General features: G+C 71.7%; 11 protein-coding genes and 1 pseudogene. 5 read left to right on the top strand and 7 right to left on the bottom strand.

Annotation, left to right across the window (positions count from 1 at the left end; translation table 11 throughout):
• Positions 1-41: 41 nt before the first annotated feature.
• Complete coding sequence (locus SXIM_RS05565; protein ID WP_046723122.1) at positions 42-944, bottom strand: Gfo/Idh/MocA family protein; 903 nt, start codon at positions 942-944, stop codon at positions 42-44.
• A 211-nt stretch (positions 945-1,155) separates the two neighbouring features.
• Between SXIM_RS05565 and glnII the strand changes: the two genes are divergently transcribed.
• The 5 genes from glnII (at position 1,156) to SXIM_RS05590 (ending at position 7,813) form a co-directional block, all read left to right on the top strand.
• On the top strand, positions 1,156-2,175 hold the full coding sequence (gene glnII, locus SXIM_RS05570; RefSeq protein ID WP_046723124.1) for a glutamine synthetase: 1,020 nt from the start codon (positions 1,156-1,158) through the stop codon (positions 2,173-2,175).
• Positions 2,176-2,385: 210 nt separating this feature from the next.
• The gene (locus SXIM_RS05575) at positions 2,386-3,669 is read left to right on the top strand and encodes a sensor histidine kinase (RefSeq protein ID WP_046723125.1); all 1,284 of its coding nucleotides are present in this window, start codon (positions 2,386-2,388) and stop codon (positions 3,667-3,669) included.
• Between the two features lie 180 nt (positions 3,670-3,849).
• Positions 3,850-4,920 (top strand): phosphatidylinositol-specific phospholipase C domain-containing protein, encoded by a 1,071-nt coding sequence (locus SXIM_RS05580; RefSeq protein WP_046723127.1) that lies wholly within the window; start codon positions 3,850-3,852, stop codon positions 4,918-4,920.
• A gap of 83 nt (positions 4,921-5,003) precedes the next feature.
• Positions 5,004-5,651, top strand: a complete 648-nt coding sequence (locus SXIM_RS05585) for a response regulator transcription factor (RefSeq protein ID WP_030734666.1) — start codon at positions 5,004-5,006, stop codon at positions 5,649-5,651.
• A 152-nt stretch (positions 5,652-5,803) separates the two neighbouring features.
• Positions 5,804-7,813: a hypothetical protein gene (locus SXIM_RS05590; protein ID WP_234306914.1), complete on the top strand. Its 2,010-nt coding sequence runs from the start codon at positions 5,804-5,806 to the stop codon at positions 7,811-7,813.
• A 106-nt stretch (positions 7,814-7,919) separates the two neighbouring features.
• Here SXIM_RS05590 and SXIM_RS05595 read toward each other — a convergent pair.
• The 6 genes and pseudogenes from SXIM_RS05595 to SXIM_RS05620 all read right to left on the bottom strand — a co-directional run.
• Positions 7,920-9,305: pseudogene (locus tag SXIM_RS05595) on the bottom strand (alpha-amylase); the annotation flags it as partial.
• A 211-nt stretch (positions 9,306-9,516) separates the two neighbouring features.
• Positions 9,517-10,530, bottom strand: a complete 1,014-nt coding sequence (locus SXIM_RS05600) for a LacI family DNA-binding transcriptional regulator (RefSeq protein WP_046723130.1) — start codon at positions 10,528-10,530, stop codon at positions 9,517-9,519.
• On the bottom strand, positions 10,523-12,208 hold the full coding sequence (locus tag SXIM_RS05605) for a glycoside hydrolase family 13 protein (protein ID WP_030734678.1): 1,686 nt from the start codon (positions 12,206-12,208) through the stop codon (positions 10,523-10,525). The genes SXIM_RS05600 and SXIM_RS05605 overlap by 8 nt, the downstream gene beginning before the upstream one ends.
• A gap of 80 nt (positions 12,209-12,288) precedes the next feature.
• On the bottom strand, positions 12,289-13,239 hold the full coding sequence (locus SXIM_RS05610; protein WP_030734681.1) for a sugar ABC transporter permease: 951 nt from the start codon (positions 13,237-13,239) through the stop codon (positions 12,289-12,291).
• A 2-nt stretch (positions 13,240-13,241) separates the two neighbouring features.
• Entirely contained in the window at positions 13,242-14,201 is a 960-nt protein-coding gene (locus SXIM_RS05615) for a carbohydrate ABC transporter permease (RefSeq protein ID WP_030734684.1), read from the bottom strand.
• Positions 14,202-14,254: 53 nt separating this feature from the next.
• Complete coding sequence (locus SXIM_RS05620; RefSeq protein WP_046723131.1) at positions 14,255-15,526, bottom strand: extracellular solute-binding protein; 1,272 nt, start codon at positions 15,524-15,526, stop codon at positions 14,255-14,257.
• Between the last annotated feature and the right edge of the window lie 292 nt (positions 15,527-15,818).

Raw genomic sequence — 15,818 nt, forward strand, 5'->3', positions numbered from 1 at the left:
GGGGCACGGCGGTCCGGCGCGGGCCGGGGATCGGTCAGGGATCAGCCGGCCGCGCCCAGTTGCCCCTCGGCCGTCGCCAGGATCTCCGTCACCCGCAGCGCGAACCGTACGTCGCACGGGTGCGCCTCACCCGTCCGCGCCGCCCGCTCCAGCGCGTCGATCGCCGCGCCGAACGCCTCCACGTGCCGGGCCTCGCCCCGGTCCGGGAGCGTCACGATGCCCGGCTTGCCGCGCAGCACCGCCGACATCGACGACGCCTGCGGAGGCACCGACAGGCTCACCGTGAGGGTGCTGGAGGCGCCGCTCACATGGCGCAGCGCCATGTGCACCATGTCGCCGGGGCCCCGGGCGGCGGTGATCGCGTCCAGCCCGGTGACATCGCCCAGCGGCGGCAGCAGCACCGACAGCGCGTGCGGGCCGATGTCCCACAGTCCGCCCTTCTCCCGCCGCCACGGGGAGGCGGCGTACGGGCTGTCGCTGCCGCCCTCGTCGAAGATGCCGGAGAACCACTCGGCGCGGCCGTTCACCCAGCCGTCGGTCTCCTGCTGCTCCACCAGCCAGGCCGCCGACTCGGGGGTGAAGTGCAGGGTGAAGAAGACCACCGACGCCACCCCGGCGGCCGCGGCTGCCTCGGCCACCTCCCGGGCCGCCGGCACGGTCGTGGCCAGCGGCTTGTCCAGCAGCAGATGACGGCCGGCCGCCGCGGCCCGTACCGCCAGCGGGGCCTGGACGTCCGGCGGCAGCGCGATCGCCACCGCGTCGCAGTCGGCGATCAGCGCGTCGGCGTCCTCGTAGGCCCGGGTGTCCAGCCGCCCGGCCAACTCCCGCGCCGCCTCGGGGCGGCGGCCCCACACGCCCACCAAGTCCACCCCGGGGTGCCCGGCCAGGGCGGGCCCCTGGGTCAACCGGGCCCAGGGGCCGGTGCCGAACAGTCCGAAGCGCATGCGCAGAGGAAGTGACATGCCACACAGGGTAAGGGCCGTTCCGCCGCACCGGCACGCCGTCCGCCGGCCCAAACCCCGTTCACAGCTCGTTAACAACCGGGCAACTGGTCAGAAACCGCAGGTAGCGAGGGTGGCGACAGCGTATGGACCACCCCGCACACCCCCACACGCCATTGCGACATCTGCGATGAACTCCTCAAGGAGCACGACCGTGAGCTACAAGGCCGAGTACATCTGGATCGACGGCACCTCGCCGACGGCGAAGCTGCGTTCGAAGACGAAGATCCTCGCCGACGGCGCCGAGCCCCCGGTCTGGGGCTTCGACGGCTCCAGCACCAACCAGGCCGAGGGCCACGCCTCGGACCGCGTCCTGAAGCCGGTCGCCTCCTACCCGGACCCGATCCGCGGCGGGAACGACATCCTGGTGCTGTGCGAGGTCTTCAACACCGACGACACCCCGCACGAGTCCAACACCCGTGCCCTGCTGCGCCCGGTGGCCGAGCAGTACGCCGCGCAGGAGCCGATCTTCGGCATCGAGCAGGAGTACACGTTCTTCGAGGGCTCCCGCCCGCTCGGCTTCCCCGAGAACGGCTTCCCGGCCCCGCAGGGCGGCTACTACTGCGGCGTCGGCGTGGACGAGATCCACGGCCGTGACATCGTCGAGGCGCACCTGGAGCACTGCCTCAAGGCGGGCCTGGGCATCTCCGGCATCAACGCCGAGGTCATGCCGGGCCAGTGGGAGTTCCAGGTCGGCCCGCTCTCCCCGCTGGAGGTCGCCGACCAGCTGTGGGTGGCCCGCTGGCTGCTCTACCGCACCGCCGAGGACTTCGGCGTGGCCGCCACCCTGGACCCCAAGCCCGTCAAGGGCGACTGGAACGGCGCCGGCGCGCACACCAACTTCTCCACCAAGGCCATGCGCGAGGGCTACGACGCGATCATCACCGCGTGCGAGTCCCTGGGCAAGGACGGCAAGCCGCTGGAGCACGTCAAGAACTACGGCGTGGGCGTCGAGGACCGGCTCACCGGCGCGCACGAGACCGCCCCGTGGGACCAGTACAGCTACGGCGTGTCCGACCGCGGTGCCTCGGTCCGCATCCCGTGGCAGGTCGAGCGGGACAAGAAGGGCTACATCGAGGACCGGCGCCCCAACGCCAACGTCGACCCGTACGTCGTCACCCGGCTGATCACCGACACCTGCGGCGCGGCGCTCGCCGAGGCCGGCCAGGTCTGATCCCGCCCCCGGAAACGTCCCCGGTCCGTGGCTGGCAGCTCGGACACGGACCGGGTGACCCGCCGCGGATCCGATGACCCGAAGCCGCGGTGTACCTGGGTACACCACGGCTTCGGGTCGCGGCCCCCGTGATCGGGGCCCGCGCTCTCCGGAAGACTGTCCTCCGTACACACGCACCCACAGCAGCACGCGGCGGAGGACACGGACACCATGAGCACCGAACGGGCGCGCGACGCCCTGCTGGCGTCGGCCAGGGCACTGCTGCTGTCGCTGGCCTCGATCATCGGCTCGCTGCTGCTGTTCATCCTCTCCGTGCTGTCCCTGGCCTTCCTCGGGCTCGGGCTCGGCTTCCTCACCACTCCCCTGGTCGTCCGTCTCACCCGCGCGCACGCCAATCAGCGCCGGCTGCTCGCCCACGACTGGTCCGGGGTCACCATCCACGCCGCCTACCGCCCGCTGCCGGACGCCCGGCGCGACGGGCTCGCCGCACGGGTGGAGGAGACCACGCGTCTGCTGCGCGACCCGGCCACCTGGCGCGACCTGCTGTGGCTGCTGGTGGACGCCACCCTCGGCTTCGCCGTCCTGGTGCTCGCGCCCTCCCTGCTGCTGTACGGGGTGTACGGGCTGGTGCTGCTGGCCGGCGTCTGGCAGCCCATTCACGAGGCGTCCGGCACCATCTGGCTGGCGTTCGTGCCCATCAGCTCCTGGTTCACGGCCGTCCTCGGCGCCCTCACCGGTGCCGGCTTCTTCCTGCTGGGGCTGCGCTGCAACCCGCTGCTGCTGCGCACCCACTTCCTGCTGTGCCGCGTCTTCATCGGCGCCAGCCACAAGCAACAGCTCGCCCAGCGGGTGGCGCGGCTCACCGAGACCCGGCACGACGCGGTGGACAGCTCCGCCGCCGAACTGCGCCGCATCGAGCGCGATCTGCACGACGGCGCGCAGGCCCGGCTGGTCGCGATGGGCATGAGCCTGGGCGCGGCCGAGGCGCTGATGGAGAAGGACCCGGCCCAGGCCAAGGAGCTGCTGGCGCAGGCCCGAGCCTCCTCCGCCGAGGCGCTGACCGAGCTGCGCGACCTGGTGCGCGGCATTCATCCGCCGGTGCTCGCCGAACGCGGTCTGGGGGACGCCGTCAAGGCGCTGGCGCTGCGGATGCGGATTCCGGTGGAGGTCGATGTCGAGCTGTCCGGGCGGCTGCCGGAACCGGTGGAGACCGCCGCGTACTTCGCGGTCAGCGAGGTGCTCACCAACGCCGCCAAGCATTCGGGCGCCGACCGCATCTGGCTGGACATCTACTACGGGGAGGGCGAGTCCAGCCTCAAGATCGCGGTGACGGACAACGGACGCGGCGGTGCCTCCCTGGACGGGGGGACGGGGCTGCGCGGCATCGAGCGGCGGCTGGGTCCGTTCGACGGGGTGCTCGCGCTGTCCAGTCCGGCCGGTGGGCCGACGCTGGTGACGATCGAGGTGCCCTGCGAGCCGCCGGTGGCGCGCTGACCCGTCCCGTACGTCCCGTGCCCGTCCGCCCCGTGCCCGTCCCACCCCGGGAGTCCGAGCGGGCAGCCGCCCCCGGGTCGCCCGGCGAGGTCCCGCGTTCACCCCCACCTCATCCAGGTGTAGACCAACTCGCTTACGCTGGCGTGGACTTGCTCCCCCCACAAGAGAGCGCGGCGACGTATGCGACGCATCAGGAACCTCCGTAACCTCCTGCTCATCAGCGCGACGGCACTGGCCCTCACCCTCCCCCACGGCGCCGCCCGGGCGGCCGGCGCGACGGACGCCGGCACCTCGGCCGACGGCGCCCTGGCCTTCGACGCGGGCACCATGGTCGGCGTCCACAACGCCTACGAGAAGAGCACCTTCCCCTACCTCGCCGACGGCCTGGACTCCGGCGCCGGCATGCTGGAACTCGACGTCTGGACCAACTTCTTCGGCGGCGGCTGGCGGGTCTCGCACAGCAACCCGCTGGGCAACGACAACAACTGTGAGAACGCCTCCTCCCCCGCCGAGCTGCGCACCAAGGCCCGCAACCAGGGCCTGGCCGGCTGCCTCGCCGATCTGCGGGCCTGGCACGACGGCAACCCCGGGCACCGACCCATCCTCATCAAGGTGGAGATGAAGGACGGCTTCGCCGCCAACCTCGGGCGCGGCCCCGCCCAGTTCGACGCGCTGGTGAACGGCATCCTCGGCGACGCCGTCTACCGGCCGGGCGAACTGGCCGCCGGACACGCCACCCTGGACGACGCGGTGCGCGCCGACGGCTGGCCCACCCGCGACGAGCTGTCCGGCAAGTTCCTCTTCCACCTCATCCCCGGCACCGTCGAGGAGGGCAACCCCTTCGACACCCTGTGGACCGATGTCGAGTACAGCCGCCACCTGCGCGACCTGGCCGCCGCCGGAGACCTGGACCGCGCCGTCGCCTTCCCCGCCGTGCACCACGCCGAAGCCGACGACCCGCGCACCACACGGTACGCGGACGCCACGCTGCGCCCGTGGTTCGTCGTCTTCGACGGCAACGCCCCCACGTACGCGGGCGGCACCATCGACACCGGCTGGTACGCCCGCAACAACTACCTGCTGGTGATGACGGACGCGCACGCCGTACCGCCCGCCATCAGCCCCACCGAGCCGGCGGAGAGCGAGGCGCTGGAGCGGGTACGGCAGCTGGCCGGCACGCACGCCAGCGTCGTCAGCTCCGACTGGCACACCCTGCCCACCGTTCTGGGGACCGTGCTGCCGCGCGGCTGAGCCACCGGAACCGGCGGTAGGCTGATCCACTCCGGGCGGGCGGACGGAACCGACGGACACGAGCGGAAGCAGGTAGGTACCGGGTGCGCGTCGTTCTCGCCGAAGATCTGTTTCTCCTCAGGGACGGCCTCACCCGGCTCCTGCAGGCGCACGGCTTCGAGATCGCGGCGGCCGTCGACAACGGCCCCGCCCTCACCCGGGCGCTCGCCGAACTGCGGCCGGACGTCGCGGTCGTGGATGTCCGGCTGCCCCCGTCCTTCACCGACGAAGGGCTGCAGTGCGCGCTCCGGGCGCGCCGCGACCGCCCGGGCATGCCGGTGCTGGTGCTGTCCCAGCACGTGGAGCAGCTGTACGCCCGCGAACTGCTGGCGGACGGCCACGGCGGGGTCGGCTACCTGCTCAAGGACCGGGTCTTCGACGCCGACCAGTTCATCGACGCGGTGCGCCGGGTCGCCGGGGGCGGTACGGCGATGGATCCGCAGGTCATCCAGCAGTTGCTCGCGCAGCGCACCCAGGACTCCCCGCTGGAGCGGCTCACCCCGCGCGAGCTGGAGGTCATCGAGCTGATGGCGCAGGGCCGTTCCAACGCCGCCATCGCCGAGCGGATGGTGGTGACCGAGCGCGCCATCGCCAAGCACACCTCCAACATCTTCGCCAAGCTCGGCCTCCCGGTCTCCGACGACGACAACCGGCGGGTGCTGGCCGTGCTCGCCTATCTCGAACGGCGCTGACCCGGTCCGAAACGCACGGCCGGCAGACAGCCGGCGGACACAAAGCGCGGCTTTCAGGAGAAAAACGGACCGCTCCGGAGAGAAACCGGACGCGGTCCGGACGCCCGGGAACACCCGCGTGTCCTCGGCCCCTTCCGCTCGTTCAGCGGGATGTGTCCTCCAGCGATCTGTCTTCCCCCGATGTCAAGACCACCAGCCACCGGCGCCGGGAGACCGCGCCCGGCGTCGGCCCCGAGCAGGCCGCCGCCGCGCTGGTGGAGCACTATCCCCGGCTGGTCAGGCTGGCCTACCTCGCCCTGCCCGACGACCTCGGCCGGCACCGCCGGGTGCTCACGGCACACGCCCTGGTCCAGCGCGCCGTGCCGCGCGGCAGGACGGCCGCGCCGGCGGTGCTGCCCACGGCGGGCGGTGACCCCGGCGCCGTCCCCGTACCGCGCGCCGGAGCCGGGCCGACCGCCGACCCCGGCTATCTCCATCTGCGCCAGCGGGTCCTGCGCGCAGCGCTGACCGCCGCCCGCCCCGTGCGGCTGGCCGGGCGCGAGCTGCCCCGGCTGCGCACGGGCCCCTACGGGCTGCCCCGGGTGGCCGGGCTGCGGCTGTTCCCGCGCGCCACCGGCGACACCCCCGAACTCGCCCTCGAACAGGCCCTCAAGCGGCTGACCGGAGCCGGCCGCGCGGCGTACGCGCTGCGCCGGCTCGACGGGCTCAACGCGCCCGCCATCCGTACCCTGCTGGCCGCCTCAGGGGTGGACGAGGACGGCATCCGCGCGGCCCTGCGCGGCGCCGACACCCTGCCCGAGGGCGGTGAACTCGTCGATCCGTGCGCGCTGACCGCCCGCCCCACCGATCTGGCCAGGCGCCGCCGCCGGCAGCGCACCTTCCTCGCCGGTGCCGCCGCTCTCGCGCTGGCCGCCGGCACCGTGGCGCTGGTCCCCGGCGGCTGGGGCCCGGACGGCGCCGCCGCCCCGCCCTACGCGGAGAACGCGCAGGCCCAGGCAGCCCTGGACCCCAAGACGCTGCGCCGGATGCCCGCCGACGTGTGGGAGGGTTCCTCCCGGGTGGACTTCGCCGTGTGGCCCGCCCGTGGCGAAGCCGTCAACGACCAGGAACTGCTGCGCCGCGCGCTGGCCGTGTGGGCGCGCCCCGGCGAGTCGGTGGGCGTCTCCGCGACGCCCGGCACCCAGACCGGACCGCCCCCGGGCCCGCCGCAGTTGCTGTTCGCCGGGGAGGTCGGCCAGGCCACGGTGGTGCTGCTGTACGACGGGATGCGGCTGGTGCGGTACGCGGAGGCGGCCGGCGCAACCGAGGGCGGCGCGGTGATGGACTTCGCCCGGGTGGACGGGGCCGACGCCCTCGCCTCCTCCGCCGTGGTCCTGGACCGGGCGGACGGCAACACCCGCTATCTGCTGGCGCCCTGGGTGGAGTCGCTGGAGATGACCGATCTGCTGACCCCGGGCCGCGGCGGGGTCCCCGCGGAGGTCGACGAGCACGGGGTGAGCGCCCCGGTGCGCACCCCGGCCGGGAGCGGCACGCAGGAGCAGTGCGCCGAGTACGCGGTGCTGGAGTTCACGGCGGCGGGCACGGCGGCGCCGTACGCGATGGCGGACCTCGGGGAGCTGACCCCGGCGCTGCTCACGTACGGTGCGCCGGGCGAGCGGGCCGGGGCGCTGTCGGACGGCACGGCGGCCGCCCGGTGGGCGCGTACCGCCTGTCATCTGTCCGGGGCCACGGCGACCGGGGTGCGCTCGGTGAACACCTGGAACTTCGCCGAGCAGGAGCTGCCGGACGGGGCGGGTACGGCCCAGTGGGTGTGCACCCGGGCCGAGACCTGGCGGGGTTCGGGCAGCCGCACCATGGCGCAGTTCCAGATCCCGTCCGCGAACGACGGTGAGCCCGGTGCCGTCGTCGCGCGGCAGGAGGAGGGCACGGCCTGCGGAGAGTTCGAGCCGCGGGTGCTGGCCGGCGTGCTGTGGAAGTCGCCGGCCGACTCCTGGTACCTGCTGGCCGCGGGCAGTCCCGAGGTCCACTCGATCGCGGCGGAGGGCGAGGTCGAGGGGCACGTCACCGGCCGGGTGATGGCGCTGCCGGCACCCGGGCAGGAGGCGGACGCGGAGCTGACGGCGACGCTGGAGCACGGCGAGACGCTGAGTTCGCTGGGCTGAGACGGGACGGCGCTGCCCGTACGGCGAAGGGCCGTACGGGCAGCGGTCACGCGGGCGCGCGGTCGCGCGTCACGCGGTCATCCGGGGTCGGTGGCCCGGACGGTCAGCAGGAGCGGGCGCCGCTGTGCAGGGCGAGCGCGGTGTTGCTGCCGAGGGTGGCGGTGAACCGTCCCGAACCGTCCACCGTCACGGTGCGGTTGCTCTGCACGTCGCAGTAGTTCCCGGCCGGGAGCGAGGTCTGGTAGGTCTGGGTGAGCGAGCCGCCCTCGTGGTTGATGGCGACGAAGCCCCGACTGCCGCGGCCGAAGGCGATGGCGTTGTTGCCGTTGTCCCACCAGTTGGTGACGGCCTGGCCACGGGTGGCGTTGCGGAAGCCGACCATGGAGGAGATCTCCGGCCAGGCGTGCTGGCACTTCCAGCCGTTCGCGTAGCAGGCGCTCACCTGGCCGTTGCCGGGCGGACCGGCGTCGTGATCGGTGAACTCGTAGCCGGAGTGCACATCGGGTGAGCCGTACGGCCAGGCCAGCATGAAGACGTTGGCGAGCGTGTAGTCGGCGCCGTTCTTGTAGGACAGGGTGGAGCCGTTGCGCTCGGTGTCGTGATTGTCGACGAAGACGGCGGAACCGCCGCTGGGCATGTGGCCCCAGCCCTCGCCGAAGTTGTTCAGGTAGGCCAGCCGTTCGTTCTGGAAGACCCGCTTCAGGTCGGTGCCGTAGCGGAACTCCTGGACATCGCCGGTGCCCCGGTACTCGGTGGGTGAGACGGCCTCGCCGGCGCCGTAGATGGCCTCCTGCTTCCAGTAGGCGTTGGGGTTGCTGAGGCGGGACTTGATGTTGGCGAGGTCGGCGGCGGGCATGTGCTTGGCCGCGTCGATGCGGAAGCCGGCGACGCCGAGGGAGAGCAGATCGTTCATGTAGTCGGCGATGCGCTGGCGGACGTAGTCCTTGCCGGTGTTCAGGTCGGACAGCCCTACCAGTTCGCAGTTCTGGACGTTGTGACGGTCGCCGTAGTTGTCGCCGATCTCGCGGCGGCAGTCGTTGAAGTCCCAGTCGCTGTAGGGGGCGTTCGGGTAGTCGTACTTGGTGTAGGTGCTGCCGGCGGTGCCGGTGCCGGAGCCGGCCGTCATGTGATTGATGACGGTGTCCACGACCACGCCGACGCCGGCACTCCTGCAGGTGTTGACCATGTTCTGGAACTGGGCGCGGTTGCCGAGCCGGCTGCCGATCGTGTAACTGACGGGCTGGTAGGCGGTCCACCACTGGCTGCCCTGGATGTGCTCCTGGGGCGGGGAGACCTGGACGTAGCCGTACCCGGCCGGGCCCAGACGCTGGGTGCATTCGCGGGCGATGGAGTCGAAGTTCCAGGAGAACAGCACGGCGGTGACGTCCTTGTCGCCGGGCGGTGCGGCGCTGGCGGCGGGGGCGCCGAGTGAGACCGCGAGCCCGGCGGCTGCTGCCGTCAGACCGGCGAGCGCCGTACGGATCAGGGGCATGACATCTCCTCACGGGTGGGGGTGCCGGAAGAGCACTCTTCTTGCCGAAAGGTTCTTGGAAGTTTCAGCAATAAGGTTGCAGGGCTGACCGTAGAGCGGCCCGCAGGGGCGGTCAAGGGGCATGACACGCCCCGGAAATGTTGACGTCGAATGTCCGCAACCTCTTACACAAGAAGTTGCGGACTGCTAGCGTCGAACGGCTGCCATCCCGTCACCCGTTGCCGCGCTGGGGCGCGATCGCCGTGCTCCCCCTGACGACGAGTTCCGGCTGGAAGACGAACTCCGTGTGCTGGACCTGGGTTCCGTTGATCTCTTCCAGCAAGGTCGTGACCGCCGCGCCCGCCATCGCGCGGACCGGTTGGCGCAGGGTCGTCAGCGGCGGGTCGGTGAACGCGATCAGGTCGGAGTCGTCATAACCGGTCACCGACACGTCCCCCGGCACGGTGAGCCCGCGCTGCCGCGCGGCCCGTATCGCGCCGAGCGCCATCATGTCGCTGCCGCACACGATGCCCGTGCAGCCCGCGTCCAGCAGGGCGGTGGCCGCGGCCTGGCCGCCCTCCACGCTGAACAGCGAGTGCCGCACCGGCGCCCCCTCCCCCAGTTCCGCGGTGAAGCCCGCCACCTTCCGCAGCACCGGGACGAAACGGGCCGGCCCCACCGCCAGGCCGATCCGCTCATGCCCCAGATCCCGCAGATGCCGCACGGCCATCCGGGTCGCCGCCGCGTCGTCGGGGGAGACGAACGGCGCCTCCACCCGGTCGTTGTAGCCGTTGATCAGCACGAACGGCACCCCGCGCCCAGCCAGCCTGGAGTACCGGTCGGGGTCGGTGGTGGTGTCCGCGTGCAGCCCCGACAGGAAGACGATGCCGGTGACCCCCCGTTCCACGAGCTGATCCACCAGTTCGTCCTCGGTGGCCCCGCCCGGACTCTGGGTGCACAGCACCGGGGTGTAGCCGTGCGAGGCGAGCGCCTGCTCGATGACCTGGGCGAAGGCGGGGAAGATCGGGTTGGTCAACTCGGGTATCACCAGGCCGATCAGGCCCGCGCTGCGCTGCCGCAGCCGCAGCGGGCGCTCGTACCCCAGGACGTCCAGGGCGGCGAGCACCCGCTGCCGGGTCGTGGCCGCGACCCCCGACTTTCCGTTGAGCACCCGGCTGACCGTGGCCTCACTGACCCCGGCCTGCCCGGCGATATCGGCGAGTCGGGCGGGCGCGGCGTCAGCCATGCGTGGCCCACCACACCGTGGTGTCGGCGGGCAGGATGTCGCCCCCGGCGGGGACCGGGCCGCTGGCGAGCAGCAGGGTGCCGGCGGGTGCGAGCCCGGCGGGCAGCGTGATGTCGGCCCCGGTGGTGTTGGCCAGGACCAGCACCGCTCCCCCGTCGGCGCCGTCCGCGCCCTCCGCGGCGCGGCGGCGGAACGCCAGCACCCCCTCGGGGGCGTCCAGCCACTCCACTCCGTCCCCCGCGCCGAGTTCGGGCCGACGGCGGCGGATGGCCAGCGCCGAGCGGTACAGCACCAGGGTGGAGTCCGGGTCGTCCGTCTGCGCCGAGACGGCGAGCTTGGCCCAGCCGCCGGGCTGCGGCAGCCAGCTGCCCCCCGTGCCGAACCCGTACGACGGCCCCTCGCTGCTCCACGGGATGGGCACCCGGCAGCCGTCGCGCAGCCCGTCCTGGCCATCGCCCTCGGTGCTGTCCTCGTCCGGCGAGCGGCGGTAGAACGCCGGGTCCTGCCGTACCTCGTCGGGCAGTTCGGTGACCTCGGGCAGGCCGAGTTCCTCGCCCTGGTAGAGGTAGGCGGAGCCGGGCAGCGCCAGCATCAGCAGGGTGGCGGCACGGGCCCGGCCCACGTCGCCGCCGAGCCGGGTGAGATGGCGCACCACGTCGTGGTTGGACAGGACCCAGGTGGTGGGGGCGCCGACCGGGCGCATGGAGTCCAGCGAGGAGTCGATGACCTCGCGCAGCGCGCCGGCCTCCCACGGGGTGCTCAGGTAATGGAAGTTGAACGCCTGGTGGAGTTCGCCGGGGCGCAGGTAGCGGGCGGTGCGCTCGGCGCTGGGGGTCCACGCCTCGGCGACGCCGATGCGCTGCCCCGGGTAGGCGTCCAGGATGGTGCGCCAGTCGCGGTAGATCTCGTGGACGCCGTCCTGGTCGAAGAACGGCAGTGTCTGGGTTCCCAGGAGCTTCAGCTGTCCGCTGTGGCCCATGTCGGGGAGCCCTTCGGCCTTGACCATGCCGTGCGCCACGTCGATGCGGAAGCCGTCGACGCCCTTGTCGAGCCAGAAGCGCAGCACCGAGCGGAATTCGTCCCGGACGGTGTCGTTCTCCCAGTTGAAGTCGGGCTGTTCGGGCGCGAAGAGGTGCAGGTACCACTCGCCGGGCGAGCCGTCGGGGTTGGTGGTGCGGGTCCAGGCGGGGCCGCCGAAGATGGACTCCCAGTCGTTGGGGGGCTCTTCACCCTTTTCGCCCTTGCCGGGGCGGAAGTGGTAGCGCTCGCGCATCGGGGAGCCGGGGCCCTCGCGCAGGGCGCGGCGGAACCACTCGTGGCGGTCCGAGGAGTGGTTGGGGACGATGTCGACGATGATGCGCAGGCCCAGGTCGTGGGCTTCGCGGATGAGGTCGTCGGCGTCCTGGAGGGTGCCGAACATGGGGTCGATGGCCCGGTAGTCGGCGACGTCGTAGCCGGCGTCGGCCTGCGGGGAGGCGTAGAAGGGGCTCAGCCACACGGCGTCCACGCCGAGGTCCGCGAGGTAGGGCAGGCGGGCCCGGATGCCGGGGAGGTCGCCCATGCCGTCGCCGTCGCCGTCGGCGAAGGAGCGCGGGTAGACCTGGTAGATGACGGCGTCCCGCCACCACCCGGGCGTCTCGGCGGCAGGGGTGGTGGGGGCGGCGAGGTGCTGGGTCATGTCTTCCCTGTGGCTCGTCGTGTACGTGATGGGGGTGCCGGCGCGGGCCGGTGCGGTGGCGGTGCTCGGTGCGGGCCGGGTCAGGACTTGGTGGCGCCCGCCGTGAGCCCGGACTGCAGGTGCCGCTGCGCGTAGCCGAAGACCAGGGTCGCGGGTACGGCGATGAGCACGGCGGCGGCAGTCATCAGATGCCAGTCCTGGGTGTGCTGGTTGACGAAGGTCTGCAGACCGCCCGCCAGGGTGAGGTGCCGTTCACCGGTCATGAACGCGGTGGCGTAGGCGACTTCGGCCCACGCGGTGACGAAGGTGTAGAAGCCGGTGACGGCCAGGCCCGGCCGGGCCAGCGGCATGATGAGCCGCCAGAAGGTGCCGAAGGGCGACAGACCGTCCACCCGTCCCGATTCGTCGATGGAGACGGGGATGGTGTCGAAGAAGCCCTTCATCATCCAGGCGCAGAACGGCACCGCGATGGTGAGGTAGGTGACGATCAGCGCGATGGGCCGGTTCAGCAGCCCGTACTGGGCCATCAGGTTGTACAGCGGCACGATGAGCACGGCCATCGGGAACATCTGCGTGATGAGCAGGGTCCACATCAGCGGGCGCATGCCGGGGAAGCGGAAGCGGCTGAGCGCGTAGCCGGTGGTGGAGGAGATGAACACCCCGATGATGGTGGTGGTGACCACGATCAGCAGGGAGTTGCCGAACCAGGTGAGGAACTTGGTGTTGTTCAGCACGTGGTCGTAGTTGTCCAGCGTGAAGTTGGACAGCAGCGAGATGGTGAACGTGTCGGCCTTGGGCTTGAAGGACGTCACCAGCAGCCAGGCCGGCGGGAAGACCGCCACCAACGCGGCGAGCAGCAAGGTGGCGTGCAGCCCGAAGGAGGCGAGCGGGCCGCGTTCGCCGCGCCGTCGCGGGCGCTTGCCGCGTCCGCCGCCGGCGCCGCCCCACTGGGGGGTGTCGCCGGTGCCGGTGCCCGTGCCCGGGGCGGCCGTGGTGGTGCCGGTGGTGAAACGGGTTGTCTCGGTGGCCATCGCTACCACACCTCTCCCTGCTTGCGCAGCGCTCGCCGGTAGGAGATCGCGAACAGGACCAGGAGCAGCAGGATCAGGACGCCCCAGGCCGCGGAGTTGGCGAAGTCGCGGGGGCTTCTGATGAACGCCAGCCGGAACGCCTCGGTCACCAGGATGTCGGTGGAGCCGGCCGGGCCGCCCCGGGTGAGCAGGAAGATCACCGGGAACATGTTGAAGGTCCAGATGGTGCTGAGCAGCACCACGGTCATCGACACCGAACGCACCCCGGGCAGCGTGATGTTCCAGAAGCGCTGCCAGGGTCCGGCGCCGTCCATCTCGGCCGCCTCGTAGTGCTCGGGCGGGATGGACTGGAGGGCGCCCAGCATGGCGATCAGCATGAAGGGCACGCCCAGCCAGACGTTGACGCCGATGACGGCGAGCTTGGCCCAGGTCGGGTCGCTCAGCCAGTGCACCCCGGCGATCCCCTGGCCCTCCAGGAGGTTGTTGAGGATGCCGTTGCGCTCGTTGAAGATCATCCGCCAGGCGAAGACGGACACGAAGGCGGGGATCGCCCAGGGCAGGATCAGCGCCATCCGGTACAGAGTGCGGCCGCGGAAGCTGCGGTTGAGCATGTTGGCCAGGCCGAGACCGATGAGGAAGGTGATGCTGACGCAGGACACCGTCCACACCAGGGTCCAGCCCAGGCGGTCCCAGAACTCGCTGCCGCCGAGGATGTCGAGGTAGTTCTCCAGGCCGACGAACTCGTAGGTGGCCTCGATCTTGTTGACGCCGATCTGCCGCTCGACGTTCGCCTCGTTGGCGTTGGTGAGGGAGAGGAAGACGCCCCGCACCAGGGGCCAGCCGATGATGCCGGTGATGACGACGACCACCGGGGCGATCATCGCCCACGCGTACCAGTAGTTGGACAGGGATCGGCGCAGCCTGGTGCCTCTTTTGAGCCGGGAGATCGCCGCTTCAGCCATGGTCTCGGCCGCCCTTCATGTCACACGCTTCCACAGGTTTCGCACCGGGCCGCTCAGTCGAGCCAGTCGTCGAGGATGTCGCGGTAGGCGTCACCCGTGCTCTTGGCGGCCTCCTCGGGGGACGCGGAGCCGATCAGCAGGCCCTGCACGTTCTCCTTGATGGGGTCGAAGAGGGACTGCGCCTGCGGGATCCAGGGGCGCTCGTGGGCCACGTCGACGGCCGGCTTGAAGAACTGCACCATCTCGTTGTTCCGCACCGACTCGACGTCGTAGACGGAGGTGCGGGTGGGCAGCAGGCTCAGTTCTTCGGTGATCCGCTGCTGGGTGGCGGCGGAGGACATGTACTTGACGAACTCGAAGGCGGCCGGGGACTCCTCTTCCGGGGTGCCGGCGTAGATCGCGTAGTTCCAGCCGCCCTGCGGTGCGGCCTGGCCCGCGGAGCCGCCGGGGACCGGGGCCACGCCCAGGTCGTCGCCCAGGCCGGCGACGGCGTCGTTGATGGCCCACGGGCCGTTGATCATCATGGCGACCTCGCCACGGGTGAAGGAGCCCATCATGTTCTCCCAGCCGTCGCTGGTGTCGGTGATGGCGGCGCCCGAGTCGACCATGTCCTTCATCTGCGTGAAGGCGGCGATGCCGGCCTCGTTGTCGATGGTGACCTTCTTGCCCTCGGCGTCGACCATGTCGCCGCCCTCGCCGTACAGGAAGGGCAGGAACCAGTACGGGTCGTCGCCGCGCATGTACATGGGGACGGCGCCGGCGCCCTCGAAGGCGCCGGTGGAGTCCTTGACCTCCTCCAGCGTGGTGGGCACCTCGACGCCGGCGTCCGCCAGCAGCCGCTCGTTGTAGAACAGCGCCAGGGTGTCGATGACCTGCGGGACGGCGTAGGTCGTGCCCTCGTACTGGGTGCTGGCCCAGGCCTGCGGGACGAAGTCCTCCTGGTTCTCCAGGGCGGCGGTGTCATCCAGCGGCCACAGGTAGCCGAGGCTGGCGAAGTCGGCGACCCAGGCGACCTCGGTGCGCATCACATCGGGGGCCTCGTTGGCGGCGGCGGCGTTCTTGAAACGGTTCTGCGCGTCGTCGAAGCCGATGTTCACATAGTCGACGGTGACGCCGGGGTGCTGGGTCGCGAACTCCTCGGCGATGGCCTTGAAGACGGCCGCCTCGGTCTCGTTGGAGGTGTCCCAGTAGGTGATGGTGCCGCTCAGCTCACCGTCGGCGGCGGCTCCGCCGCCACCGTCCCCTCCGTCACCACCGCCGCAAGCCGTTACCGCAAGCGCCAACGCCGCGACCGCGGCCGTCGTCGTCCCTATGCTGCGCCGCATGTGAACTCCTTCAAGCGTTTCGCCCGTTTTAGGGGGCTGCATCCCACCCTAGGCGCGGCTCCTTCGCCACGCCGGGCCGATCAGGAACGTAACAGCGACGTCATCCTTTGGAAAGACCTTGCGGCAAATTTCTGCAAGCCTGTCGCCACAACCGATCCGGCGGCTCCGGTCCCGGCCGCCGGCCCCTGTGCGCGCCCCGCGCGCCGGGGCGCGCCGCAGCGGCCGTCCGGGTGAACACGCCCGCCCTGGTCCCGGCCGGAATACACACATCCCGGTACAGTTCCCCCGGCCC

Source organism: Streptomyces xiamenensis (genome assembly GCF_000993785.3).
GTDB lineage: Bacteria > Actinomycetota > Actinomycetes > Streptomycetales > Streptomycetaceae > Streptomyces > Streptomyces xiamenensis.

Bases quoted from the DNA above. Each gene is read 5' to 3' on its own strand.
- SXIM_RS05615 (WP_030734684.1), bottom strand. From the start codon at position 14,201: ATGGCTGAAGCGGCGATCTCCCGGCTCAAAAGAGGCACCAGGCTGCGC.
- SXIM_RS05575 (WP_046723125.1), top strand. From the start codon at position 2,386: ATGAGCACCGAACGGGCGCGCGACGCCCTGCTGGCGTCGGCCAGGGCA.
- SXIM_RS05605 (WP_030734678.1), bottom strand. From the start codon at position 12,208: ATGACCCAGCACCTCGCCGCCCCCACCACCCCTGCCGCCGAGACGCCC.
- SXIM_RS05600 (WP_046723130.1), bottom strand. From the start codon at position 10,530: ATGGCTGACGCCGCGCCCGCCCGACTCGCCGATATCGCCGGGCAGGCC.
- SXIM_RS05580 (WP_046723127.1), top strand. From the start codon at position 3,850: ATGCGACGCATCAGGAACCTCCGTAACCTCCTGCTCATCAGCGCGACG.
- SXIM_RS05620 (WP_046723131.1), bottom strand. From the start codon at position 15,526: ATGCGGCGCAGCATAGGGACGACGACGGCCGCGGTCGCGGCGTTGGCG.
- SXIM_RS05565 (WP_046723122.1), bottom strand. From the start codon at position 944: ATGCGCTTCGGACTGTTCGGCACCGGCCCCTGGGCCCGGTTGACCCAG.
- SXIM_RS05610 (WP_030734681.1), bottom strand. From the start codon at position 13,239: ATGGCCACCGAGACAACCCGTTTCACCACCGGCACCACCACGGCCGCC.